The organism is Bacillus fungorum (genome assembly GCF_002746455.1).
In the GTDB taxonomy this organism is placed as follows: Bacteria; Bacillota; Bacilli; order Bacillales; family Bacillaceae_G; genus Bacillus_A; species Bacillus_A fungorum.
The window spans coordinates 190,872-215,239 of sequence record NZ_NWUW01000006.1; the positions used below are offsets into that span (position 1 = coordinate 190,872).

General features: G+C 37.7%; 21 protein-coding genes and 1 other annotated feature. Of the genes, 19 read left to right on the plus strand and 2 right to left on the minus strand.

Annotated features, from left to right (window positions below; translation table 11 throughout):
* Positions 1-17 precede the first annotated feature (17 nt).
* The 3 genes from lonB (at position 18) to ysxC (ending at position 4,795) form a co-directional block, all read left to right on the plus strand.
* Positions 18-1,688, plus strand: coding sequence for an ATP-dependent protease LonB (gene lonB / locus CO726_RS11310; RefSeq protein ID WP_136699562.1), 1,671 nt, complete (start codon positions 18-20; stop codon positions 1,686-1,688).
* Positions 1,689-1,871: 183 nt separating this feature from the next.
* Positions 1,872-4,202: an endopeptidase La gene (lon, locus tag CO726_RS11315; protein WP_099684300.1), complete on the plus strand. Its 2,331-nt coding sequence runs from the start codon at positions 1,872-1,874 to the stop codon at positions 4,200-4,202.
* Positions 4,199-4,795 carry a ribosome biogenesis GTP-binding protein YsxC gene (ysxC, locus tag CO726_RS11320; protein WP_048531469.1) on the plus strand — a complete coding sequence of 199 codons (597 nt, stop codon included), beginning with the start codon at positions 4,199-4,201 and terminating at the stop codon, positions 4,793-4,795. Before lon ends, ysxC begins: the two co-directional genes overlap by 4 nt.
* Before the next feature lie 32 nt (positions 4,796-4,827).
* Here the strand turns inward: ysxC and CO726_RS11325 are convergent, their stop codons facing one another.
* Both CO726_RS11325 and CO726_RS11330 read right to left on the minus strand, forming a co-directional pair.
* Entirely contained in the window at positions 4,828-5,244 is a 417-nt protein-coding gene (locus tag CO726_RS11325; RefSeq protein WP_099684301.1) for an organic hydroperoxide resistance protein, read from the minus strand.
* Between the two features lie 2 nt (positions 5,245-5,246).
* Positions 5,247-5,699 (minus strand): MarR family winged helix-turn-helix transcriptional regulator, encoded by a 453-nt coding sequence (locus CO726_RS11330; RefSeq protein ID WP_098761661.1) that lies wholly within the window; start codon positions 5,697-5,699, stop codon positions 5,247-5,249.
* 416 nt (positions 5,700-6,115) lie between these two features.
* Here CO726_RS11330 and hemA point away from each other — a divergent pair, with 416 nt between their 5' ends.
* The 16 genes from hemA (at position 6,116) to mreD (ending at position 24,337) form a co-directional block, all read left to right on the plus strand.
* Positions 6,116-7,450, plus strand: a complete 1,335-nt coding sequence (hemA, locus tag CO726_RS11335) for a glutamyl-tRNA reductase (RefSeq protein WP_099684302.1) — start codon at positions 6,116-6,118, stop codon at positions 7,448-7,450.
* A 17-nt stretch (positions 7,451-7,467) separates the two neighbouring features.
* On the plus strand, positions 7,468-8,301 hold the full coding sequence (locus CO726_RS11340; protein WP_099684303.1) for a cytochrome C assembly family protein: 834 nt from the start codon (positions 7,468-7,470) through the stop codon (positions 8,299-8,301).
* A 15-nt stretch (positions 8,302-8,316) separates the two neighbouring features.
* Entirely contained in the window at positions 8,317-9,246 is a 930-nt protein-coding gene (gene hemC, locus CO726_RS11345) for a hydroxymethylbilane synthase (RefSeq protein WP_098761659.1), read from the plus strand.
* Between the two features lie 2 nt (positions 9,247-9,248).
* Positions 9,249-10,001 carry a uroporphyrinogen-III synthase gene (gene hemD / locus CO726_RS11350; RefSeq protein WP_098761658.1) on the plus strand — a complete coding sequence of 251 codons (753 nt, stop codon included), beginning with the start codon at positions 9,249-9,251 and terminating at the stop codon, positions 9,999-10,001.
* Positions 10,002-10,021: 20 nt separating this feature from the next.
* Positions 10,022-11,011, plus strand: coding sequence for a porphobilinogen synthase (gene hemB / locus CO726_RS11355; RefSeq protein WP_099684304.1), 990 nt, complete (start codon positions 10,022-10,024; stop codon positions 11,009-11,011).
* A complete protein-coding gene (hemL, locus tag CO726_RS11360) occupies positions 11,011-12,300 on the plus strand; it encodes a glutamate-1-semialdehyde 2,1-aminomutase (protein WP_099684305.1) in 1,290 nt (429 codons plus the stop codon). Before hemB ends, hemL begins: the two co-directional genes overlap by 1 nt.
* 109 nt (positions 12,301-12,409) lie before the next feature.
* Positions 12,410-13,387: a stage VI sporulation protein D gene (gene spoVID / locus CO726_RS11365; RefSeq protein ID WP_099684306.1), complete on the plus strand. Its 978-nt coding sequence runs from the start codon at positions 12,410-12,412 to the stop codon at positions 13,385-13,387.
* Positions 13,388-13,449: 62 nt separating this feature from the next.
* Complete coding sequence (gene ysxE / locus CO726_RS11370; protein ID WP_099684307.1) at positions 13,450-14,475, plus strand: spore coat protein YsxE; 1,026 nt, start codon at positions 13,450-13,452, stop codon at positions 14,473-14,475.
* Positions 14,476-14,749: 274 nt separating this feature from the next.
* Positions 14,750-14,981 (plus strand) — a binding site (T-box leader).
* A 38-nt stretch (positions 14,982-15,019) separates the two neighbouring features.
* Positions 15,020-17,665, plus strand: coding sequence for a valine--tRNA ligase (locus tag CO726_RS11380; RefSeq protein WP_099684309.1), 2,646 nt, complete (start codon positions 15,020-15,022; stop codon positions 17,663-17,665).
* A gap of 92 nt (positions 17,666-17,757) precedes the next feature.
* Positions 17,758-19,059, plus strand: coding sequence for a bifunctional folylpolyglutamate synthase/dihydrofolate synthase (locus tag CO726_RS11385; RefSeq protein WP_099684310.1), 1,302 nt, complete (start codon positions 17,758-17,760; stop codon positions 19,057-19,059).
* A gap of 165 nt (positions 19,060-19,224) precedes the next feature.
* On the plus strand, positions 19,225-20,187 hold the full coding sequence (locus tag CO726_RS11390; RefSeq protein ID WP_099684311.1) for a stage II sporulation protein B: 963 nt from the start codon (positions 19,225-19,227) through the stop codon (positions 20,185-20,187).
* Between the two features lie 221 nt (positions 20,188-20,408).
* Positions 20,409-20,984, plus strand: a complete 576-nt coding sequence (locus tag CO726_RS11400) for a Maf family protein (protein WP_098761649.1) — start codon at positions 20,409-20,411, stop codon at positions 20,982-20,984.
* A gap of 46 nt (positions 20,985-21,030) precedes the next feature.
* Positions 21,031-21,708 carry a DNA repair protein RadC gene (gene radC, locus CO726_RS11405; protein WP_099684312.1) on the plus strand — a complete coding sequence of 226 codons (678 nt, stop codon included), beginning with the start codon at positions 21,031-21,033 and terminating at the stop codon, positions 21,706-21,708.
* Between the two features lie 156 nt (positions 21,709-21,864).
* The gene (gene mreB, locus CO726_RS11410) at positions 21,865-22,884 is read left to right on the plus strand and encodes a cell shape-determining protein MreB (RefSeq protein ID WP_000466737.1); all 1,020 of its coding nucleotides are present in this window, start codon (positions 21,865-21,867) and stop codon (positions 22,882-22,884) included.
* A 41-nt stretch (positions 22,885-22,925) separates the two neighbouring features.
* Positions 22,926-23,777 carry a rod shape-determining protein MreC gene (gene mreC, locus CO726_RS11415; protein WP_099684313.1) on the plus strand — a complete coding sequence of 284 codons (852 nt, stop codon included), beginning with the start codon at positions 22,926-22,928 and terminating at the stop codon, positions 23,775-23,777.
* Between the two features lie 14 nt (positions 23,778-23,791).
* The gene (gene mreD, locus CO726_RS11420; RefSeq protein ID WP_060632404.1) at positions 23,792-24,337 is read left to right on the plus strand and encodes a rod shape-determining protein MreD; all 546 of its coding nucleotides are present in this window, start codon (positions 23,792-23,794) and stop codon (positions 24,335-24,337) included.
* Positions 24,338-24,368 lie beyond the last annotated feature (31 nt).

Consider the following 24,368-nt stretch of genomic DNA (forward strand, 5'->3'; position numbering starts at 1 on the left):
GCGGGAGGAAGTAAATGATGAGCTGGACAAATATATTTTTACTTGTTCAACTTGTTTTTGGTGTAATTGTCGGATTATATTTTTGGCATTTACTTCGAAATCAGCGAACACAAAAAGTTTCAATTGATCGAGAATCGAAAAAAGAATTAGAACAGCTTCGTAAAATGCGCGAGATTTCTTTAACAGAGCCGCTTGCGGAAAAGGTGCGTCCTACATCCTTTTTAGATATTGTAGGGCAGGAGGACGGGATTAAGTCGTTAAAAGCGGCTCTTTGTGGCCCGAACCCGCAACATGTGATTATATATGGCCCACCAGGTGTCGGAAAAACTGCGGCAGCACGGCTCGTATTAGAAGAAGCGAAACAAAATCCGAAATCTCCATTTCGTACGAATGCAACATTTATTGAACTGGATGCGACGACAGCACGGTTTGATGAACGTGGAATTGCAGACCCTTTAATTGGCTCGGTGCATGATCCAATTTATCAAGGTGCTGGTGCCATGGGGCAAGCAGGTATTCCGCAACCGAAAAAAGGCGCGGTAACAGATGCGCATGGTGGTATTTTGTTTATTGATGAGATTGGTGAACTACATCCGATTCAAATGAACAAAATGTTAAAGGTGCTAGAAGATCGGAAAGTGTTTTTGGAAAGTGCATACTATAGTGAAGAGAATACGATGATTCCAACGTATATACATGACATTTTTCAAAAAGGTTTACCAGCCGATTTTCGCTTAGTTGGGGCGACGACACGTTCTCCAGAGGAGATTCCTCCTGCTATTCGGTCGCGCTGTTTAGAAGTGTTTTTCCGTGAGTTAGATACGGAAGAAATTCAAAAAGTAGCGAAGAATGCAGCTGACAAAGTGGAAATGCAAATCGGTGAAAATGGTATCGAAATGATTGGAATGTATGCAAGAAATGGACGAGAAGCGATTAATCTTGTACAAATTTCTGCTGGAATGGCAATAAATGAAGAACGTTCTTTCATTAAAGATGAAGATATAGAGTGGGTTGTTCACTCTAGTCAGCTTACACCGAAGTATGAAAAACGTATTTATCCTATTCCAAGGATTGGTCTTGTAAATGGACTTGCTGTATACGGACCAAATACAGGCGCGTTATTAGAAATTGAAGTAACGGCAATCAAGGCGAAAGATAAAGGATCGGTAAATGTTACCGGAATTGTTGAAGAGGAAAGTATTGGTAGTCAAACGAAATCAATTCGCCGTAAAAGTATGGCGAAAGGTTCTGTAGATAATGTATTAACAGTACTTCGTTCTCTAGATGTGTTGCCAGAAGGGTACGATATACATATTAATTTTCCAGGAGGTATCCCGATTGATGGGCCTTCGGCAGGAATTGCTATGGCAACAGGTGTATATTCAGCAGTGCATCGTACGTATGTAAATAATGAAGTAGCGATGACCGGTGAGATAAGTATACATGGGGAAGTGAAGCCTATTGGTGGTGTGTACGCAAAAATAAAAGCCGCGAAAAAAGCAGGTGCTAAGAAAGTTATTATTCCAGCTGAAAACATGCAACCGTTTTTATACACAATAAAAGGAATTGAAATTATTCCTGTTCGTAAGTTAAAGGAAGTATTTGAGCTAACGTTTATACAGAAAAATATACATCGAGAGCTTGATATACATACTACTGTAGACGAAACAGATGCACAATCAATGTGAGAATGAATGATAATAGTATTTGCCAGACTTCGTTTAAGTTTGTATGCTTAAGCGGAGTCTTTTTTTCTTTTCATAAGAGAGAAAAAAGCGGGATTTACAGTTGCGAAGAATCTCTGCAATTGCATCTAGATGTATTGTAATATAAAATAGTTGAACAGGAGTTTAATTTATTATGGAGGTGCTATGTCTAGTATGAATACGAATGAAAGAATCGTGCCCCTCCTACCATTAAGAGGCGTTCTCGTATATCCAACGATGGTTCTGCATCTTGATGTAGGACGTGATAAATCGATACAAGCACTAGAGCAGGCGGCAATGGATGAAAATATCATCTTTTTAGCAATGCAAAAAGAAATGAATATCGATGATCCGAAAGAAGATGACATATATAGTGTAGGTACAGTGGCGAAAGTGAAGCAAATGTTAAAATTGCCGAACGGTACGCTTCGTGTCCTTGTAGAAGGTTTACATAGAGCAGAAGTAGTAGAGTTTATCGAAGAAGAAAATGTAGTGCAAGTTTCTATTAAAACAGTAACTGAAGAAGTGGAAGCTGATTTAGAAGAGAAAGCTCTTATGCGTACATTACTGGAGCATTTCGAACAATATATTAAAGTTTCGAAAAAAGTTTCAAATGAAACATTTGCAACGGTAGCTGATGTAGAAGAGCCAGGAAGACTAGCTGATTTAATTGCTTCTCACTTGCCAATTAAAACGAAGCAGAAACAAGAGATTTTAGAGATTATATCTGTGAAAGAGCGATTACATACACTTATTTCAATTATTCAAGATGAACAAGAATTACTTAGTTTAGAAAAGAAAATTGGACAAAAAGTGAAACGTTCAATGGAGCGCACGCAAAAAGAATATTTTTTACGTGAGCAAATGAAGGCGATTCAAACTGAACTTGGCGATAAAGAAGGTAAGGGCGGGGAAGTTGAAGAACTTCGTGAGAAAATTGAACAGTCAGGAATGCCTGAAGAAACAATGAAGGCTGCACTGAAAGAATTAGACCGTTATGAAAAGTTACCAGCAAGTTCTGCGGAGAGCGGTGTTATTCGCAATTATATGGATTGGTTATTAGCACTTCCGTGGACAGAAGCAACAGAAGATATGATTGATCTTGCTCATTCTGAAGAGATTTTAAACAAAGATCATTACGGTCTTGAGAAAGTGAAAGAGCGCGTACTTGAATATTTAGCGGTACAGAAGTTAACGAATTCATTAAAAGGACCTATCCTTTGTTTAGTAGGACCTCCTGGGGTCGGAAAAACTTCGTTAGCGCGTTCGATTGCGACATCATTAAATCGTAATTTTGTTCGCGTATCCCTTGGTGGTGTACGTGATGAATCTGAAATTCGTGGTCACCGTCGTACATATGTTGGAGCAATGCCAGGACGCATTATTCAAGGTATGAAAAAGGCGAAAACAGTTAATCCAGTCTTCTTATTAGATGAGATTGATAAAATGTCTAACGATTTCCGTGGAGATCCATCAGCGGCATTACTTGAAGTGTTAGATCCAGAACAAAACCATAATTTCAGTGATCATTACATCGAAGAACCATATGATTTATCGAAAGTTATGTTTGTAGCAACTGCGAATACACTTTCAAGTATTCCAGGTCCATTGCTTGATCGTATGGAAATTATTTCGATTGCTGGCTATACAGAACTTGAAAAAGTTCACATTGCTCGTGAACATTTATTGCCGAAACAATTAAAAGAGCATGGCTTACGAAAAGGTAATTTACAAGTACGTGATGAAGCGCTTCTTGAAATTATTCGTTATTATACACGTGAGGCTGGTGTTCGTACGCTCGAGCGCCAAATTGCAAAAGTTTGTCGTAAAGCAGCAAAAATTATCGTTACAGCAGAACGCAAGCGCATTGTTGTAACTGAGAAAAATGTTGTTGATTTACTTGGTAAGCACATATTCCGTTATGGGCAAGCCGAAAAAACAGACCAAGTTGGTATGGCGACAGGTTTAGCATATACAGCAGCAGGCGGGGATACACTTGCAATTGAAGTATCTGTAGCGCCAGGTAAAGGGAAATTAATTTTAACAGGGAAACTTGGGGATGTTATGAAAGAATCCGCACAAGCAGCGTTTAGCTATATTCGCTCTCGTGCAGAAGAGCTTCAAATTGATCCGAATTTCCATGAGAAAAATGATATTCATATTCATGTTCCAGAAGGAGCAGTTCCAAAAGATGGACCGTCAGCAGGTATTACGATGGCGACAGCACTTATTTCTGCACTAACAGGTATTCCTGTAAGTAAAGAAGTGGGGATGACTGGTGAAATCACACTTCGTGGTCGTGTATTACCAATTGGTGGTTTAAAAGAAAAAACATTAAGTGCTCACCGCGCAGGCTTAACAAAAATTATTTTGCCAGCAGAAAACGAGAAAGATTTAGATGATATTCCAGAGAGCGTAAAAGAAAACCTTACGTTTGTGCTTGCATCTCATTTAGATGAAGTATTGGAGCACGCATTAGTAGGAGTGAAACAATGAAAGTAACAAAAGCAGATATTGTAATTAGTGCTGTTAAACCAGAACAATATCCAGACAGTGATTTACCAGAAATTGCATTAGCAGGTCGTTCAAATGTCGGGAAGTCTTCCTTTATTAATAAAATTTTAAATCGTAAAAAGTTAGTACGTATTTCTTCTAAACCAGGAAAAACGCAAACGTTGAACTTTTTCTTAATCAATGAGATGATGCATTTTGTTGACGTTCCAGGTTATGGATATGCGAAAGTATCTAAATCAGAGCGCGCAGCATGGGGCAAAATGATTGAAACGTACTTTACAACACGTGAGCAATTAGACGCAGCTGTATTAGTAGTTGATCTACGTCACAAACCAACAAGCGATGACGTGATGATGTATGATTTCTTAAAGCATTATGAAATCCCAACAATTATTATTGCGACGAAAGCCGACAAAATTCCGAAAGGGAAATGGCAAAAGCATTTGAAAGTTGTAAAAGAAACGCTTGCTGTTGAAATTGGCGATGAAATTGTTCTATTCTCTTCTGAAACAGGACTTGGAAAAGAAGAAGCGTGGAAAGCGATTCATAAAATGACAAAAACTAAAAACGCGTGACGAATGTCGCGCGTTTTTTTCTTTATACACTTTTAGCGTACATTTAATGTAACTTCAATATTTCCTCGTGTTGCTTTAGAGTAAGGACATACACCGTGAGCGGCTTCTACAAGTTCTTGTGCTTCGCTATGTGAAACGCCGGCGACATGTACATCAAGTACAGCAGATAGGCCGAAACCACCATCTGTATCTTTTCCGATAGAAACGTGAGCAGTTACTTCTGTACTTTCTACTTTCACACGTTTTGTGCGAATGACAAGTTGTAATGCACTATCAAAACAAGCGGCATAACCAGCAGCAAATAGTTGCTCTGGATTTGTTGCCTCTCCGCCTGCACCACCTAGTACTTTCGGCATTTTTACATCAAGATTTAATATGCCATCATCTGAAACTACTTTTCCGTTTCTTCCACCTGTAGCAGTTACTGAAGCAGTATATAATTTATCCATGTTTATTCCCCTTTTCCATCATTAATTGTTTTCATTGTTTCAATTAGTTTATTTAACTGAATTAATAAAGAACGATATTCTTGTTCTGTAATTCCTAAATTTGTTGCCATCGTTGTCGGCAATGAACAAGCCTTTTCTTTTAAGTTTTTACCTTTTTCTGTTAATTCAATACAAACTTTGCGCTCGTCTTCTTTGGAACGAACGCGTTTTACAAGTTGTAATGATTCCATTCGTTTTAACATAGGCGTTAACGTACCGGAATCTAAAAATAGACGTTCTCCAATTTCTTTTACTGTTAGTCCATCTTGCTCCCATAGTACGAGTAAAGTAATGTACTGGGGATACGTAATACCCATCTCTTCTAAATATGGTCGATAAAAGCGGGTAACTTCTTTAGAACAAGCGTAAATTGAAAAACAAAGTTGGTTATCTAGATGTAAAGAATTCTCTGTCATACATAACTCCTTTCTAATTTAGTTGCGCGCAATTTAATTTTGTAAAATTAATATAACGAAAAAGAAATACAATGTCAAATACATTGTATTGAGAAAGTGTTTGCTACATTTTGGAATAACCATACATATTTTTCTTCATGATGAAAGAAGATAGGAAAGATGATGTTATAATTCATATGGAATAGTTTCCATCACTTGATTATGAGGACTTTTTTTGGTAACGTACAAATAGAGTTATTAATTTATAATCATTATAAAGTAGGGAGTTTTTATTCGTTTTACTGAATCTCCTTTATTGCATACGGAGAATAAATAAAAAAATAATCGGTTGTTCACACGATTGTCAGATTCATAAGAGGAAAGTTGTATTATGATAGTAGATAAAGTGATAAAACGGGTGAAGGGGGACATGCTGCGTGCATATTCTTGTTGTTAGTGTAAATTATCGAACAGCCCCTGTAGAATTTCGTGAGAAACTCACATTTCAGGCAGCAGAGCTAGAGCAAGCGATGACGACATTACAAAATCAAAAGAGCGTGTTAGAGAATGTCATTGTATCAACTTGTAATCGCACTGAGATTTACGCTGTTGTCGATCAATTACACACGGGACGGTATTATATTAAGAAATTTTTAGCTGATTGGTTTCAGCTTGAAATAGAAGAAGTCGCACCATATTTAACTATTTTTGAACAAGATGGTGCAATAGATCATTTATTCCGCGTAACGTGCGGTTTAGATTCTATGGTAGTTGGAGAGACGCAAATTTTAGGTCAAATAAAAGATAGCTTTTTAGAAGCGCAACAAGTAAAAGCAACAGGCACAATTTTTAATGAGTTGTTTAAGCAAGTTATTACATTAGCGAAACGTGCTCACTCAGAAACGACAATTGGTGAAAGTGCGATGTCTGTTAGTTATGCAGCTGTTGAGCTTGGAAAGAAAATATTCGGCGAGTTAACAGATTGTCATGTACTTATTCTTGGTGCTGGTAAAATGGGTGAACTTGCACTGCAAAACTTATATGGAAGCGGTGCTCGTAAAGTAACAGTTATGAATAGGACGCTTTCAAAAGCAGAAGTAATGGCTGAGAAATATATGGGACATGCAAAACCTTTAAGTGAATTACAATGTGCATTATTAGAAGCTGATATTTTAATTAGTTCAACTGGTGCATCGGATTATGTCATTACGAAAGAAATGATGACAAAGGTAGAGAAAATGCGCTCTGGCCGTCCTTTATTTATGGTTGATATTGCAGTGCCACGTGATATTGATCCAGCGATTGATGAGCTAGAAGGTTCTTTCTTATATGATATTGATGATTTGCAAGGAGTAGTGGAAGCGAACCGTGCCGAACGTTTGAAAGAAGCAGAGAAAATTCAATTTATGATTGAAGAGGAAATTGTTTTATTTAAAACGTGGTTAAGTACACTTGGTGTCGTTCCGTTAATATCAGCTCTTCGTGATAAAGCACTTGCTATTCAAAGTGAAACGATGGAAAGCTTGGAACGAAAAATACCAAACCTTAGTGATCGTGAGAGAAAAGTAATTAGTAAGCATACGAAAAGTATTATTAATCAATTATTAAAAGACCCAATTTTAGTAGCGAAAGAAATAGCTGCTGAAGAGGGAGCAGACGAAAAATTAGCGTTATTTGCAAAGATTTTCGATTTAGAAATGGAAGACGTAGAGAGTCGTGCGGAAGAAGTAGAACATAAAAGAGTGTGGACACCATCCGTTCCATCTTTATAATTTGGAAGGATGATCGGATGAGTTTTTTAAATAACAGTATTATTTATCATATTGCAATTATTTTATATGCTTGTAGCATTAGTTTATATTTTATAGATTATTTCCAAAGTAACCGAAAGGCGAACCGATTTGCTTTTTGGTTACTTTCGATTGTATGGGTTCTACATTCTGTTTTTATGTTGCTTAGAGCTACAGATTCAGAAACGAACCCAATTTTAACTTTATTATCGGGGATTTATTTTTATGTTTGGCTATTGATTACGATGTCATTAGTCATTAATCGATTTATGAGAATTGACTTTTTAGTCTTTTTTACAAATGTTGTCGCATTTGGCGTAAGCGCTTTTTCTATTTTTACACCGCTCGGAAAGATGTCGCCGGTACTTGCAGAGCAATTGGTTTCAGAACTTGTATATGTACATGTCGGTATGGCTATTATTTCTTATGCAACATTCACTGTATCGTTCATTTTTTCTATTATGTATTTATTGCAATATCGCCTATTAAAAAAGAAAAAATGGAATGCGAGATTAAGAAGATTAGGGAATTTACCGAAGCTAGAATCGATGTCTTACGGATTAAATTTATTTTCTGTTCCATTTTTCTTACTAGCTATTTTATTAGGATGCATATGGGGATATACAAAATTGGACAATTTCCATTGGTATGATACAAAAGTAATTGGGTCTTTTGTTGTACTATTTGTATATTGTGCTGGCCTATATTTAAGAGCGGCAGATGTGTTGCAAGGGAAGAAAATAGTGCAGTGGAACATTGGGGCATTTCTCGTAATGCTAATTAATATTTTTCTATTAAGCAGTTTATCCAACTTCCACTTTTGGTATTTATAATGAGGAGAGAAAATTATGCGCAAAATTATTGTAGGGTCACGAAAGAGTAAATTAGCATTAACGCAAACGAACTGGTTTATTAATCAGTTAAAAGCGCTAGGTTTACCATATGAATTTGAAGTGAAAGAAATCGTCACAAAAGGTGATGTTATTTTAGATGTTACTCTTTCAAAAGTAGGCGGAAAAGGTTTGTTTGTGAAAGAGATTGAACATGCGTTACTTACGAAAGAAATTGATATGGCTGTACATAGTATGAAAGATATGCCGGCCGTACTTCCAGAAGGATTAATGATTGGCTGTACACCGAAGCGTGTTGACCCTCGTGATGCTTTTATCTCAAAAAACGGAGCATCGTTTAAAGAGTTAGCAGAAGGCGCTATTTTAGGTACGAGTAGTTTAAGACGTAGTGCACAGCTACTCGCTGCGAGACCAGATTTACAAGTGAAGTGGATTCGCGGAAATATCGATACACGTTTACGTAAATTAAAAGAAGAAGATTACGATGCAATTATTTTAGCGACAGCTGGATTACAAAGAATGGGCTGGGATGATGAAGTTATTACAGAACATTTAGATGAGACGTTATGTGTACCTGCTGTAGGACAAGGCGCATTAGCAATTGAGTGTCGTGAAGATGATAAGGATTTACTACAGTTGTTAGCTCATATAAATGATGCAGTAACAGAAAGAACAGTGGCAGCGGAGCGAGTATTTCTTCATAAACTTGAAGGTGGATGCCAAGTTCCAATCGCTGGATATGCAACTCTTACAGAAAACGATGCAATCGAATTAACAGCTCTTGTCGGGTCTATGGACGGTTCTGTTTTATTGAAAGAAACAGTAGTAGGAACTGATCCAAAGGAAGTAGGATTAGAGGCTGCGGACCGTTTAATTAAACAAGGCGCAAAAGAACTCATTCTTGCTGCAAATAAGGGGCAACAATAAATATGAACGCTCTCGCTGGCAAAACGGTATTGATTACACGTGCCCAGCATCAAGCGAAACAAATGAGTGTAGCGGTGAAAGAAAAGAGCGGAATTCCATTGGAAATTCCGCTTTTGCGTATGGAAGGTATGTCCCATAGGCAAATTCAACATATAGCAGGACAGCTACATTCGTATGACTGGGTTATTTTTACGAGTAAAAATGGGGTAGCTTTTTTTCTAGATCGTTTGAGAAAGAAGCTCCCCGTAACGACTAAAATTGCTGCAGTAGGCGTGAAAACAAGGTTAGAGTTAGAAAAACGAGGCTATGAAGTGGACTTTGTTCCAACTTCATTTGTTGCGGAAGTATTTGCAGAAGAGTTTGTAAAAAGGCTAAGTGGAAACGAATGCATTTTATTTCCGAAAGGGAATTTAGCAAGAGATGTAATTCCAGTTGCACTTCGCGGAATGGGTGTTTCTCTAGATGAGATCGTCGTATATGGTACGAAAGAAAATGTAGAGAAAAAGCGAGAGCTTATAGAAGCGTTGGAAGTAGGGAAAGTAGACATTATTACATTTACGAGTCCTTCAACTGTTACTAGTTTTGTTCGTTTACTTGAGGGTACAAACTGGAGAGAATGGACAAAAAAATGTACAATTGCTTGTATAGGGCCTATTACGGAAAAAGAGGCGAGTCTTTATTTTCCACATATTATTATGCCGAAAGAGTACACTGTAGAAGCATTACTACAATGTGTTTGTGAATCTATAAAATAAAAGAATGGGGATAGAAATCTATGAACTCTTTACAATTTAATCGTCATCGTCGCTTAAGACAAAGCGGAGGTATGCGTGCGCTTGTGCGTGAAACGTTTTTACATACGGAAGATTTTATTTACCCTATTTTTGTATTAGAAGGCGAGAATGTTCGTAATGAAGTGCCTTCTATGCCAGGCGTATATCAAATGTCTTTAGATTTATTGCAAGCTGAAATGCAAGAGGTTGTTGATTTAGGTATTCGTTCTGTTATTGTATTTGGTTTACCTGCTGAAAAAGATGAAGTTGGATCATCAGCATATTGTGATCATGGAATTGTGCAACGTGCAATTAAGCAAATTAAAGGTGAATTCCCTGAGCTAGTAGTAGTTGCCGATACATGTTTATGTCAATTCACAAGCCATGGTCATTGCGGTGTAATTGAAGATGGTATTATTTTAAATGACGAGTCTCTTGCTGTTCTTGCAAAAACAGCTGTAAGCCAAGCGAAAGCAGGAGCGGACATTATTGCACCATCAAATATGATGGATGGATTCGTAACAGCAATTCGCCATGCATTAGATGAAAATGGTTTTGGACATGTACCAGTTATGTCGTACGCTGTGAAATATTCATCAGCATTTTACGGGCCATTCCGTGATGCGGCACACGGTGCACCGCAATTTGGTGATCGCAAAACATATCAAATGGACCCAGCAAACCGCATGGAAGCATTCCGTGAAGCGGAGTCAGATGTAATGGAAGGGGCAGATTTCTTAATTGTAAAGCCAGCTCTTTCTTACCTAGATATCGTTCGTGATGTGAAAAATAATTTTAATTTACCAGTCGTTGCTTATAACGTAAGCGGTGAATATTCAATGATTAAAGCAGCAGCGCAAAATGGTTGGATTAATGAAAAAGAAGTTGTACTTGAAAAATTAATTAGTATGAAACGTGCAGGAGCAGATTTAATTATTACGTATCATGCGAAAGATGCAGCAAGATGGTTACAAGAAGGAGGCGCTAAATAATGAAAAAGTTTGATAAGTCGATTGCGGCGTTTGAAGAGGCTCAAGATTTAATGCCTGGTGGCGTAAATAGCCCGGTTCGTGCCTTTAAGTCTGTCGGTATGAATCCGTTGTTTATGGAACGTGGAAAAGGTTCTAAAGTATACGATATCGATGGAAATGAATACATCGATTACGTATTATCATGGGGTCCTTTAATTCATGGTCATGCAAATGATCGTGTTGTTGAAGCTTTAAAAGCTGTTGCGGAAAGAGGTACAAGCTTCGGTGCCCCAACGGAAATTGAAAATAAATTAGCAAAACTTGTTATTGAGCGTGTACCATCAATTGAAATTGTACGCATGGTTAACTCTGGAACAGAAGCAACAATGAGTGCGCTACGTTTAGCTCGTGGTTATACAGGCCGTAACAAAATTTTGAAATTTATCGGTTGTTATCACGGTCATGGTGACTCGTTATTAATTAAAGCGGGTTCTGGTGTAGCAACGCTAGGTTTACCAGATAGCCCTGGTGTACCAGAAGGTGTAGCGAAAAATACGATTACAGTAGCGTATAACGATTTAGAAAGTGTGAAATACGCTTTCGAACAATTCGGTGATGATATTGCTTGTGTCATTGTAGAACCAGTAGCAGGGAATATGGGTGTTGTTCCTCCGCAACCAGGATTTTTAGAAGGTCTTCGTGAAGTAACAGAGCAAAATGGTGCATTGCTTATTTTTGATGAAGTAATGACAGGATTCCGAGTTGCTTACAATTGTGGACAAGGTTATTACGGTGTAACACCTGATTTAACTTGTTTAGGTAAAGTAATCGGTGGTGGATTACCGGTAGGAGCATACGGTGGTAAAGCAGAAATTATGCGCCAAGTTGCACCGAGCGGACCGATTTACCAGGCAGGTACTTTATCAGGTAACCCACTTGCAATGGCAGCAGGCTATGAAACGTTAGTACAGTTAACGCCAGAATCGTATGTAGAATTTGAGCGTAAAGCTGAAATGTTAGAAGCTGGCTTACGTAAAGCGGCTGAAAAACATGGCATTCCGCATCATATTAACCGTGCGGGTTCTATGATTGGTATCTTCTTTACAGATGAACCAGTTATTAATTACGATGCAGCGAAATCTTCAAACTTAGAATTCTTTGCGGTTTACTATCGTGAAATGGTAGAACAAGGTGTATTCTTACCGCCATCTCAATTCGAAGGTTTATTCTTATCGACAGCACATAGTGATGCAGATATTGAGGCGACAATTGCAGCGGCTGAGATTGCAATGTCAAAATTAAAAGCTTAATTGAATAAAGAAAATCGCTCTCCATAAGGGGAGTGATTTTTTTTATTCATAAAGTCAGCTTTCCATACATAAATCTGTAATGACATATAGTTTGGGAGGGGGAAAAGAAGTGGCAACAGATCATTCATTACGTTTTTCATTAAAAGAATCTGTTTGGTTCCAAAAAGGACAGGAAGTCGAAGAACTTTTGTCAATTTCGTTAGATCCAGACGTTGAGATAGAAGAGCTTGATCATGAAGTTATCGTGAGAGGGCAATTAGATTTAACGGGAGAGTATGTTGCACGGCAAGATGATTCAGCTTATTCATTAAGAGATCTATCGCCAGCGAAGTCAATTGATTATGTAGAAACAAGAGAAGATGGGGTTAATGAACTTGTTCATTCCTTTCCGCTTGAAATATCAATCCCAAGAAACCGTGTGAAGGTAATTGAAGAACTATATGTATCTATCGAGGAATTTGATTATGAACTAAAGGAAAATGGTTGCTTACAATTATTAGCGGATATATCTATTACAGGTTTATGTGATGAAGAAAGAATTGAGGATGAAGAGGAAGAAACGGCGTATGCTGAGTTAGAAGTTGATTCAGTGCAAGAGGATGAAAATAGACCAACGCCGTACTTAGAAGAACCGGCCTATAAGGAATCAGATGAGTGGGAAGATTACGCATTTGAACCGTTCCAACTAGAAGAAAGAAAAGAGCAGGAAGTAGAAGAAGAGGGAATAGAAGAACATGAATTTGTAGCGCGTGAAGAGGAGAAAGAAACAACGCCGCAATTTGAATTGTTCGGACGAAAAGATTTCAAGAAAGAAAAAGCGAAAAAACAAGAAGAGCAAGAAGAGGAAACGTATTCACAGCGAGATGAAAATGCACTTTATTTAACGAAATTATTTACGAAAGAACCGGAAGAAGAATTTACAAAGTTAAGAATGTATTTCGTGCAAGAAGGAGATACAATCGAATCTGTTGCAGATCGTTATGAAACGTCTGTACAAAACTTATACCGTGTTAATCAAACAGAAGATATATATTTAACTACAGGGCAAATTATTTATATCCCCGTTTCAAGAACAAAAGCGAAATAAGTGAGTGTTTTCACTCACTTATTTTTCTAAAGGCTATGTTTTGAATAGAAAGGGTTATTCGTATGGATATGGAATTACGAAATCGCTATGAACCCATTGTAAGGCAATATAGATTGGATACGCAGCATATGGAAGAGCACGGAAGTGTAACGAAAATTTATACGAATCAAGGCCCATATGCGCTTAAGAAAATAGAAGGTAGAAAGTTAGAGCGGAATAACTTTCTGCATCATATTCAATATTTAAAGGAGAAAGGTTTTTCGAATTATGTACCTATATACCATGCGACAGATGGAAATTATATTTTAAGTGACGGGACGTATAATTATTATTTAATGCCTTGGTTAGAACGTGCGGAAGGGAACGGCGAGGATAATGATCAATACCATAAAATGTTTCAAACTCTCGGAACGTTGCATCAAAAAACAGTAAAAGAAGAAACGTATACAGAAGAGGATCTAGAAAAACATTATACAAATATATCCGATCGCTGGGAGAATGATGGCGAGATGCTAGAAGAGTTTCTTGTAGAATCTGAAGCGAAGTGGTATATGTCACCATTTGAATTACAATATTGTACGTATTATCATCATGTAATGAGGGCACGTGAGTTTGCAACGAAGCAATTAAATGAGTGGAACGATGCGATGAAAGAAAAAGAAAAAACACGTATTACTTTTGTACATGGTAACGTGTCACTGAATCATTTTTTATTTGACTATGAGCGGAATGGCTATTTTATTAGTTTAGAAAAATCGAAGTTTGCAACACCTGTGCAAGATATTGTAGGGTTTTATTCTCGGTCATTAAACACATATCCAATTGCGCGAAGTGATCGGTTTGAATGGTATCAAATGTACCAAAAAAATTTCCCGTTTACGAAAGAAGAGCAACTACTCATGTTTGCGTATATGACGTATCCATCGCAATTCATTCGGCAAATCCAGTCTTATAAGAAAAGAAGAGAGCGTCGTAATGAGGAAAATGAACTTCTCGGGGTAAAGAGCTTACAACAATCGCATTGGCTCGTTAGCAATATAGAATATTTCCTGTCGCAATTACAAGCTGCCCAGCAAGGGAACGGATAAAGTGAAACTTTAATCAGTGGGGGGTGTTCATCCACCGCTGATTATTAGCCTTCACCAATCGGGCGTTTACGGGCAGTTGATCTCCCGCCTAACTTCTTTGCTTCAGCTGAATTTTGAGGTGGAGGTCTTACTGCCCGCAAATAGCGGGGTAAAGAAGATAAGTAGAGGGTGCTACTTATCTTCTTTTTTTGGCCCGAAAAGCTGTAGTATTAAATTTATCTTGACGAATAAGGTTTCGTTTTTTACACTATTGTATATAATAATTAACAATCACATAAATGCCTTGAAGGGGAAGAGTATAACAAGAAACGTCTTCAGAGAGGAGAATCATTAGCTGGGAGATTCTCTAGATAGTTATGTTAGAAGGTAGCCCTGGAGCATCTTTTCTGAACGGAATGTTCTCATTAGGAAAAGACGGATTTGTCCGTTATCAAATTAAGAGTATAAGCAAATTCCTGGATTTGTTTGTAAATAAAGGTGGTACCGCGATGTCCCTCGTCCTTTTTTGGATGAGGGGCATTTTTTATTTTAAGGAGGGAAAATAATGTCAAACACGGAAAAGAATTTACCAACTAAATATGATCATATGTCCGTTGAAGAAGGCCTTTATCAGTGGTGGCTAGAAGGCAAATATTTTGAAGCAACAGGAGACGAGAAGAAACAACCGTATACAATTGTAATTCCACCTCCGAACGTAACTGGTAAGTTACATTTAGGTCATGCTTGGGATACAACACTTCAAGATATTTTAACTCGTACGAAGCGTATGCAAGGTTACGATGTATTATGGCTTCCAGGAATGGACCATGCGGGTATCGCAACACAAGCGAAAGTAGAAGGGAAACTTCGTGAAGAAGGTATTTCACGTTACGATCTTGGCCGTGAGAAATTCCTTGAAAAAGCTTGGGAATGGAAAGAAGAATACGCTTCTCACATTCGTCAACAATGGGGGAAAGTTGGTTTAGGACTAGACTATTCTCGTGAACGTTTTACATTAGACGAAGGTTTATCTGATGCGGTTAATAAAGTATTCGTTCAATTATACGAAAAAGGCTTAATTTACCGCGGTGAATATATTATCAACTGGGACCCAGCAACACGCACAGCTCTTTCTGATATTGAAGTAATTCATAAAGAAGTTCAAGGTGCATTCTATCATATGAACTATCCGTTAACAGATGGTTCTGGTCATATTCGTCTTGCAACAACTCGTCCAGAAACGATGCTTGGTGATACAGCAGTAGCAGTTCATCCAGAAGACGATCGCTACAAACACTTAATCGGAAAAACAGTTACACTTCCAATCGTAGGCCGTGAGATTCCGATTATTGCTGATGAGTACGTAGAAAAAGATTTCGGAACAGGCGTTGTAAAAATTACACCAGCTCATGACCCGAATGACTTTGAAGTAGGTAACCGTCATGACTTACCACGTATTTTAGTAATGAACGAAGATGGAACGATGAACGAAAAAACTGGTAAGTATAACGGGATGGATCGTTTCGAATGCCGTAAAGCGTTAGTAACAGATTTACAAGAAGCGGGCGTATTAGTAGAAATCGAGCCTCATATGCATTCAGTAGGTCATAGTGAACGTAGTGGTGCAGTTGTTGAGCCTTACTTATCAACACAATGGTTCGTAAAAATGGCTCCACTTGCTGAGAAGGCAGTAGCGCTTCAACAAAAAGAAGAAGAGAAAGTAACGTTCGTACCAGAGCGTTTCGAAAACACATATTTACGCTGGATGGAAAACATTCACGACTGGTGTATTTCTCGTCAATTATGGTGGGGACACCGCATTCCAGCTTGGTATCATAAAGAAACTGGTGAAGTATACGTAGGTACAGAAGCACCAGCAGATATTGAAAACTGGAATCAAGATAACGACGTACTTGATACATGGTTCAGTTCAGCGTTATGGCCATTCTCAACACTTGGTTGGCCAAATGAAGATGCAGCAGACTTCAAACGTTACTATTCAACAGATGCACTAGTAACGGGTTATGACATCATCTTCTTCTGGGTATCTCGTATGATTTTCCAAGGTTTAGAGTTTACAGGAGAGCGTCCATTTAAAGATGTATTAATTCACGGTTTAGTTCGTGATGAGCAAGGACGTAAAATGAGTAAATCTCTTGGTAACGGTATTGATCCAATGGAAGTTATCGAGAAGTACGGTGCAGATGCAATGCGTTTCTTCTTATCAACAGGAAGTGCACCAGGTCAAGATTTACGTTTCAGCATGGAAAAAGTAGAATCTACTTGGAACTTCATTAATAAAATTTGGAATGCATCACGTTTCGTATTAATGAACATGGATGATATGAAGTTTGAAGAAATCGATTTAACTGGTGAAAAATCAGTTGCGGATAAGTGGATTTTAACTCGCTTAAACGAAACAATCGAAAGCGTAACACGTAACATGGATAAATATGAGTTCGGTGAAGCTGGTCGTTCATTATACAACTTCATTTGGGATGATTTCTGTGACTGGTACATTGAAATGGCGAAACTTCCACTATATGGTGAAGATGAAGCAGCTAAGAAAACAACTCGTTCTATTTTAGCTTACGTATTAGACCAAACAATGCGTCTATTACACCCATTCATGCCATTCGTAACAGAAAAAATTTGGCAACATTTACCGCATGAAGGCGAATCTATTACAGTAGCAGCATGGCCAACAGTTCGCGAAGATTTACAAGATACAGAAGCTGCGGCAGAAATGCACCTTCTAGTTGATATCATTCGCTCTGTTCGTAACATCCGTGCAGAAGTTAATACGCCAATGAGCAAAAAAGTTCAAATGCAAATTAAAGCAAAAGATGAGGCTGTACTTGCTCAACTTAAGAAAAACAGCTCTTACATTGAGCGTTTCTGTAACCCAAGTGAATTAACAATTCAAACGGATTTACAAGCGCCAGAAAAAGCGATGACTGCAATCGTATCAGGTGCAGAGTTATTCTTACCGTTAGCTGATCTTATCAATCTTGATGAAGAGAGAGCGCGTCTTGAGAAAGAACTTGAGAAGTTCGACAAAGAAGTAGAACGTGTACAGAAGAAACTTTCAAACCAAGGTTTCGTAGCGAAAGCTCCTGCAGCAGTTATTGAAGGAGAGCGTGCGAAAGAGCAAGATTACCTAGAAAAACGCGAAGCAGTTCGCCAACGTCTAGCAGATCTTGAGAAATAAAATACTTTTTAGAGACTCACTATATTGGTGAGTCTCTTTTCTTTGCGTATAATAGAAAGATGAAGGTTGTCTTTTGAAAGGGGAAAGCATACGTGATACATACATACGAAGAAGCGATAGGATGGATTCATAGCCGATTGAAATTTGGGATTAAACCAGGATTAGAAAGAATGAGATGGATGCTAGAAGAACTCGGAAATCCAGAGCGTCACATAAAATGTGTTCATCTTGCTGGTACAAATGGAAAAGGTTCAACGTTAACATATATGCGCTATATGTTAGAAAATGTAAAATATAAGGTAGGAACATTTACCTCCCCTTATATTGAAACATTTAACGAGCGTATTAGTGTGAACGGAACACCAATTGCAGATGAAGAGATTACTGCACTTGTAAAGATGGTAAAGCCAGTCGTTGAAAAACTAGATGAGACGGATTTAGGGGAAGCGACTGAGTTTGAAATTATTACTGTTATAGCAATTTATTATTTCGGTAAAGTTAATTTCTGTGATGTTGTTTTATTTGAAACAGGGCTTGGAGGACGCTTTGACTCTACAAATGTGATTCATCCTGTTCTCACGATTATTACGAATATTGGCCACGATCATATGCACATTTTAGGTAATACACTAGGAGAAATTGCATATGAAAAGGCGGGGATTATTAAGTCTGGTGTTCCGGTTATTACTGGTGTGCAAGATGAGGAAGCGTTGCAAGTCATTCAAAAAGTTGCAAAGGAAAATCGTGCAAACTTATATGAGATGGGCAACCATTTTACAGCGTTACATAAACAGTCTAGTGAAGATGGAGAACAGTTTGATTTCACTTGTCCTTTCGCTTCTTTTGAAGATGTGCGAATCTCAATGAAAGGTGCTCATCAAGTAGGAAACGCAGCACTTGCACTTATGGCAGTCATGTATGTAAAAACATACTTATCATTTTTAATTGAGGAAGAAGAAATAAGAACTGGATTACAGGAAGCGTATTGGGTAGGGCGCTTTGAAAAACTGCAAAGTAACCCAGATATTATTATAGATGGTGCTCATAACCCAGAAGGTATTGAAAGTCTTGTGAAAACGGTAGAATCACATTACAAAGATAAAAATGTAATAGTTTTATTTACTGCCCTTGGTGATAAGCGATTGCATAATATGGTAGGTCAATTAGAAACCATTGCCGATGAAATTATTTTTACAACATTCGCCTTTGATCGTGCTATTTCTGCTGAGAAGCTTGCATCGTATGCAAAGAAAGATTCAAAACTAATTTTTGGAAATTGGAAAGAGGCGATTGATACGAAGGTTGAAATGATTGGAGAAAATGATGTTTTTATCATAACAGGTTCTCTTTATTTCATTTCGGAAGTTCGAAAATATATTCGCGAGAAAAACTAGATAGTCTTTGCTATCTAGTTTTTTTGTTCTACAAATGAAGTCAAATGCATACATATAAGATAAATATATAGGGTTATTTGGCGAATTCCTCTGACAAATATCTCGTTTTTTTGTGAAAGGAATATGATATGATGCGGACAACGATAAGAGGTGAGGTGTGAGTGTATGGACAAGCAATCACGAACGATCTCAGTGAAAGTGAATGGAACAGAAGCGAAGTATGAGGAGAAGAAGAAAGATGAATTTGACTGGATGGTAGTAGAAAGTGAAAGACCAAAAAACGTTGTTCCGTTTCAAAAAGCGAAAGTAGTGTCTACGGAAAAAAAGCGAAAGAAGTGGAGCAATATGCTAATTGCAATCGTTGCAACTGCGATTATTATTGGTACGGCGTTTGGGATGGGAATGCTACAGTTACTTACAGGGCAAGGTGCGACAGGGGGAAGCGAAGTAACAGCTTCGAAGCAGCTGCAAAATGAAGAATCAAAGGCGGGTGGCACGGCAGAACAAACACCAGCATCAAAAGAGGAAAAACAAAAAGCGCAGACAGGAACGTCATTAGATCCAATGAAATTATTTTTTGTTCAAGGAGGAATTTATTCTTCCGAAGAAAAGGGACAGGCTGCTCTTGAAGAGTGGAAAGGTAACGGAGGCGTAGCAGCTTTAAAGCCGAGCGGTGATAAGTATGCGTTAGTTGTTGGTATTGCTAGTGATGAACAAGGCATAAATCAATTAATGACGCAGTATAAAAGTGATAATGTCTCTGTATTGAAAAAGAACTGGGATATAACAGATAAAGCGTTACTGAAAGATGATAAAGAAGTCGGGGCGTTTTTAACAAAAGTACAGCCATTATATACTCATTTAGCAAAATATGCTTCTAGTGTACAAGGTAGTGGGAAAAGTAATGCGAAAGATATAGGTGCGATTGAAAAAGAGTGGAAAGCGATTGAAAAAGAAGGGAAAAGTATGAAGCAAGAAGAAGCGAAGAAATTGTATATGTATACGTCAGTAGCTGTGCAAACAGTGAAGGACGGAAAAGATGATAAGGAATCGTTGGCGAAACTAAATCAAGTTATTATTGATGGTATACTTTCGTATGAAAAAATTGTTTCACAAAAAGTGAAATGATAGGATAATGAAATGACGAAGGAAGAAGTATAGGTACTTCTTTCTTTTCTTTTGAATTTAGAGCAAAGTGCTTTCTCTATGGCAGGAATATAATCGTATTTTAGTAAAGAAGTATTATTTTGTTTAAGGAAAATAATATTTCTTTCATTTGTGGACAAACTATTCCTTTGATACGATTGTTGTAAATGATTCTGCTTCATGTGAGAAAGGAAGGAGAAAATATGAGAAAAATTATTTTAGCTTCGGGATCACCTCGCAGGAAGGAATTACTTGAATTAGCAGGTGTGCCATTTGAAATTGTTGTAAGTGAAGTAGAAGAAACGATTGGTGCATATTCATCACCTGCGGATATTGTTATGTCCCTTGCTCTGCAAAAAGCATCTGCGGTAGCAGAAAATAACAGTGGTCATATTGTGTTAGGTGCAGACACAATTGTTACATATGAGTCGCGTATTCTTGGAAAGCCTGCTAATGAGGCTGAGGCGAAAGAAATGTTGCAATTATTATCAGGGAAAACACATGAAGTGTATACTGGTGTTGCAATTATAGCGAAAAACAAAACAGTCACTTTTTACGAGCGTACAGAAGTTACGTTTTGGGAATTAACAGAAGAGGAAATTGACGCATACGTTGCATCAAAAGAGCCTCTGGATAAAGCAGGAAGCTATGGGATTCAAGGTAAAGGATCTATTTTTGTTCAACATATTCAAGGGGACTACTATAGTGTAGTCGGCTTACCAATTTCACGTCTCGTTCGGGAATTAAAACAATTGGATACTGATATAGCCCATGCGTAAAATTGCATGGGATTTTCTTTGAGATAACAAATAAAGGGGTGGAGAGATGAACGGTATTCGTGATGTTGTAAGGGAAGAACAGCCACGGGAGCGTTTGTTGTTGGAAGGAGCTGGGAGTTTATCAAACCGAGAGCTTCTTGCAGTGTTACTCAGAACAGGTTCTAAAGAAGAAAATGTTTTAAAGTTATCAGATAAAATTTTACATCACTTTGATGGTTTACGTATGTTGAAAGACGCAACGTTAGAAGAGCTAGTTAGTATACATGGTATTGGTGTTGCAAAGGCAGCCCAGCTTATAGCTGCTTTTGAACTCGGTAGAAGAATGGTACGTTTAGAATATCAAAATAGATATAGCATAAGAAGTCCGGAAGATTGTGCAAGATATATGATGGAAGAAATGCGCTTCTTGCAGCAGGAGCATTTTGTATGTTTATATTTGAACACAAAGAATCAAGTCATACATAGGCAAACGATTTTTATTGGAAGTTTAAATACGTCCATTGTACACCCGCGAGAAGTTTTTAAAGAAGCGTTCCGCCGTGCAGCAGCCTCTATCATATGTCTCCATAACCATCCCTCAGGAGATCCGTCGCCGAGCCGAGAAGATATTGAAGTAACGAAACGGTTAGTAGAATGTGGTCAGATTATCGGAATTGAAGTGCTTGACCATATTATAATAGGTGACCATAAATTCGTGAGTTTAAAGGAAAAAGGTCATATTTAAGACTATGCTTTTTACTTATTTTGTTTTATAATGTGATTTATGAGTTTTTTGTAGAAAATTATCTACAAAAAGGATAAAGATATAAACAACGTACTGTTTTTATAATATAAAGTAAGAAAAAATGAGTCCGTGAAAACAAGAAAGGAAGATAATAATATGTTTGGATTTGGTGGCTTTACTCGCGATCTTGGAATAGACTTAGGAACTGCGAACACGCTTGTATATGTAAAAGGAAAAGGTGTAGTTTTACGTGAACCTTCAGTAGTAGCGTTACAAACTGATACGAAACAAATCGTTGCTGTAGGTAGCGATGCAAAACAAATGATTGGTCGTACACCAGGAAACGTTGTGGCACTTCGCCCGATGAAAGACGGTGTAATTGCTGATTACGAAACAACAGCAACAATGATGAAATATTACATTCAACAAGCTCAAAAATCAAATGGATTCTTCTCACGTAAACCATACGTAATGGTATGTGTACCGTCTGGTATTACAGCTGTAGAAAGACGTGCAGTAATCGATGCGACTCGTCAAGCGGGTGCTCGTGATGCTTATCCTATCGAAGAGCCATTTGCAGCAGCAATTGGTGCGAACTTACCTGTTTGGGAACCAACTGGTAGTATGGTTGTTGATATCGGTGGTGGTACAACAGAAGTTGCAATCATTTCTTTAGGTGGTATTGTAACAAGTCAATCAGTTCGTGTTGCTGGTGATGATATGGACGATTCAATCATTCAGTACATTAAGAAAAGCTATAACTTAATGATTGGTGAAAGAACAGCTGAAGCATTAAAATTAGAAATCGGTTCTGCAGGCGAGCCAGAAGGTATTGAGCCTATGGAAATTCGCGGTCGTGATTTAGTAAGTGGTTTACCAAAAACAGTACTAATTCAGCCAGAAGAAATTGCAGATGCATTAAAAGATACAGTAGATGCAATTGTAGAATCTGTTAAAAATACGTTAGAGAAAACTCCACCTGAATTAGCGGCAGACATTATGGACCGTGGTATCGTATTAACAGGTGGCGGAGCATTACTACGTAACTTAGATAAAGTGATTAGTGAAGAAACAAATATGCCAGTTCTTGTTGCAGAAGATCCATTAGATTGCGTAGCAATTGGAACGGGTAAAGCATTAGACAATATCGATCTTTTCAAAACTGCTGCTCGATAATATTGCAAAATAAAAATCAATGAAATTAAGAGGGTGTGAACGTGCCACAGTTTTTCTTAAACAAAAGATTAATTGTTTTGTTAGTTAGTATTATTCTTCTCGTGGCATTGATTGGAATCTCATTGAAAGAACGGAACAGTTTAACATGGCCAGAGCAGTTTGTTAAAGACACTGTCGGTGTTGTAGAACGTGTATTCCAAAAGCCAGCGAAATACGTAGCTGGATTCTTCGAAAATGTAGAGGATGTAAAGCGCACGTATGAAGAGAATAAAGAATTAAAAGCAAAATTAGATAACTATGCAAAGTTATCAGGTGACGTAAAGCAATTAGAAGATGATAAAAAGAAGTTACAAGAGTTAACTGGTAAAAAAGAGCTAAATAGCGATTATACTGAAATTCCAGCAACTGTGGTTTCTCGTAATCCAGATAAATGGTACGATTTAATTGGAATTGATAAAGGGGCACAGCAAGGAATTAAAAAAGATATGGCTGTAGTAACTTCACAAGGTTTAGTTGGACGAGTGAAAAGTGTATCTCAGTTTACATCATCAGTAGAGTTGTTAAGCTCTATGAGCCGAACAAATCGTGTTTCTGCTATCGTACAAGGTGATGAGAAAATCTTTGGATTGATTGAAGGTTACGACAAAGAAAAACACTTACTTCTTTTCACAAAGATTGGCTCGGATGCAAAGGTAAAGCCCGATCAACTAGTTGTAACATCTGGACTTGGTGATATTTTCCCGAGAGGACTTGTAATTGGAACAATCGTGGATGTTCAGCCGGATCCATATGGTTTAACAAAAACAGCTTATGTAAAGCCAGCCGCTGATTTGAATGACGTAGAGCATATTATGGTTGCTAAACGTGAAACGCCTTCAGCGCCATTAGAATAGGAGGGGGAGAAGAGATGATGAAGATTTTAAAAAGAGCAGCTCTTCCTCTTTTGCTCCTTTTTGTTTTTCTATTTGAAAATATGTTTGCTACTATTGTTCCAACAGAGGTTTTTTGGAAAGACAGTATAGCAGCACCTCATTTCTTTATCATTGTGTTATGTTTTGTTACTGTGTACTATAGTCCGGTCCAAGGGATTTATTACGGACTATTATTTGGGTTCTTATTTGATACCGTATACACAGAACTTGTCGGTATATATATTTTTGCATATCCGATTTTAGCTTATTTAGTTTATAGTGTGATGAAAGTACTACAATTGAATTTATTTATTGTTGCTTCTATCGTACTAGCTAGCATTGTAGCATTAGAGTATTATGTGTATGGATTTTTAACTTTGTTAGGACGTACTCATATGTCGGCGTATGTCTTTTTCACAGATCGTCTCCTGTCTACTTTATTGCTAAATGCAATTTTCTTATTGATAGTTTGTTTCCCACTGAGACGATATTTAGTGCGTCTTTCAAAAGCGATGGAAGAAAAAGAAAAAAGGATTTTCTAATTTTATGTCGAATTGAATCGGTGGGGTGAAC

Coding starts and splice junctions, on each gene's coding strand:
- lonB (WP_136699562.1), top strand. CDS start 18: ATGAGCTGGACAAATATATTTTTACTTGTTCAACTTGTTTTTGGTGTA.
- lon (WP_099684300.1), top strand. CDS start 1,872: ATGTCTAGTATGAATACGAATGAAAGAATCGTGCCCCTCCTACCATTA.
- ysxC (WP_048531469.1), top strand. CDS start 4,199: ATGAAAGTAACAAAAGCAGATATTGTAATTAGTGCTGTTAAACCAGAA.
- CO726_RS11325 (WP_099684301.1), bottom strand. CDS start 5,244: ATGGATAAATTATATACTGCTTCAGTAACTGCTACAGGTGGAAGAAAC.
- CO726_RS11330 (WP_098761661.1), bottom strand. CDS start 5,699: ATGACAGAGAATTCTTTACATCTAGATAACCAACTTTGTTTTTCAATT.
- CO726_RS11340 (WP_099684303.1), top strand. CDS start 7,468: ATGAGTTTTTTAAATAACAGTATTATTTATCATATTGCAATTATTTTA.
- hemC (WP_098761659.1), top strand. CDS start 8,317: ATGCGCAAAATTATTGTAGGGTCACGAAAGAGTAAATTAGCATTAACG.
- hemD (WP_098761658.1), top strand. CDS start 9,249: ATGAACGCTCTCGCTGGCAAAACGGTATTGATTACACGTGCCCAGCAT.
- hemB (WP_099684304.1), top strand. CDS start 10,022: ATGAACTCTTTACAATTTAATCGTCATCGTCGCTTAAGACAAAGCGGA.
- hemL (WP_099684305.1), top strand. CDS start 11,011: ATGAAAAAGTTTGATAAGTCGATTGCGGCGTTTGAAGAGGCTCAAGAT.
- ysxE (WP_099684307.1), top strand. CDS start 13,450: ATGGATATGGAATTACGAAATCGCTATGAACCCATTGTAAGGCAATAT.
- CO726_RS11380 (WP_099684309.1), top strand. CDS start 15,020: ATGTCAAACACGGAAAAGAATTTACCAACTAAATATGATCATATGTCC.
- CO726_RS11390 (WP_099684311.1), top strand. CDS start 19,225: ATGGACAAGCAATCACGAACGATCTCAGTGAAAGTGAATGGAACAGAA.
- CO726_RS11400 (WP_098761649.1), top strand. CDS start 20,409: ATGAGAAAAATTATTTTAGCTTCGGGATCACCTCGCAGGAAGGAATTA.
- radC (WP_099684312.1), top strand. CDS start 21,031: ATGAACGGTATTCGTGATGTTGTAAGGGAAGAACAGCCACGGGAGCGT.
- mreB (WP_000466737.1), top strand. CDS start 21,865: ATGTTTGGATTTGGTGGCTTTACTCGCGATCTTGGAATAGACTTAGGA.
- mreD (WP_060632404.1), top strand. CDS start 23,792: ATGATGAAGATTTTAAAAAGAGCAGCTCTTCCTCTTTTGCTCCTTTTT.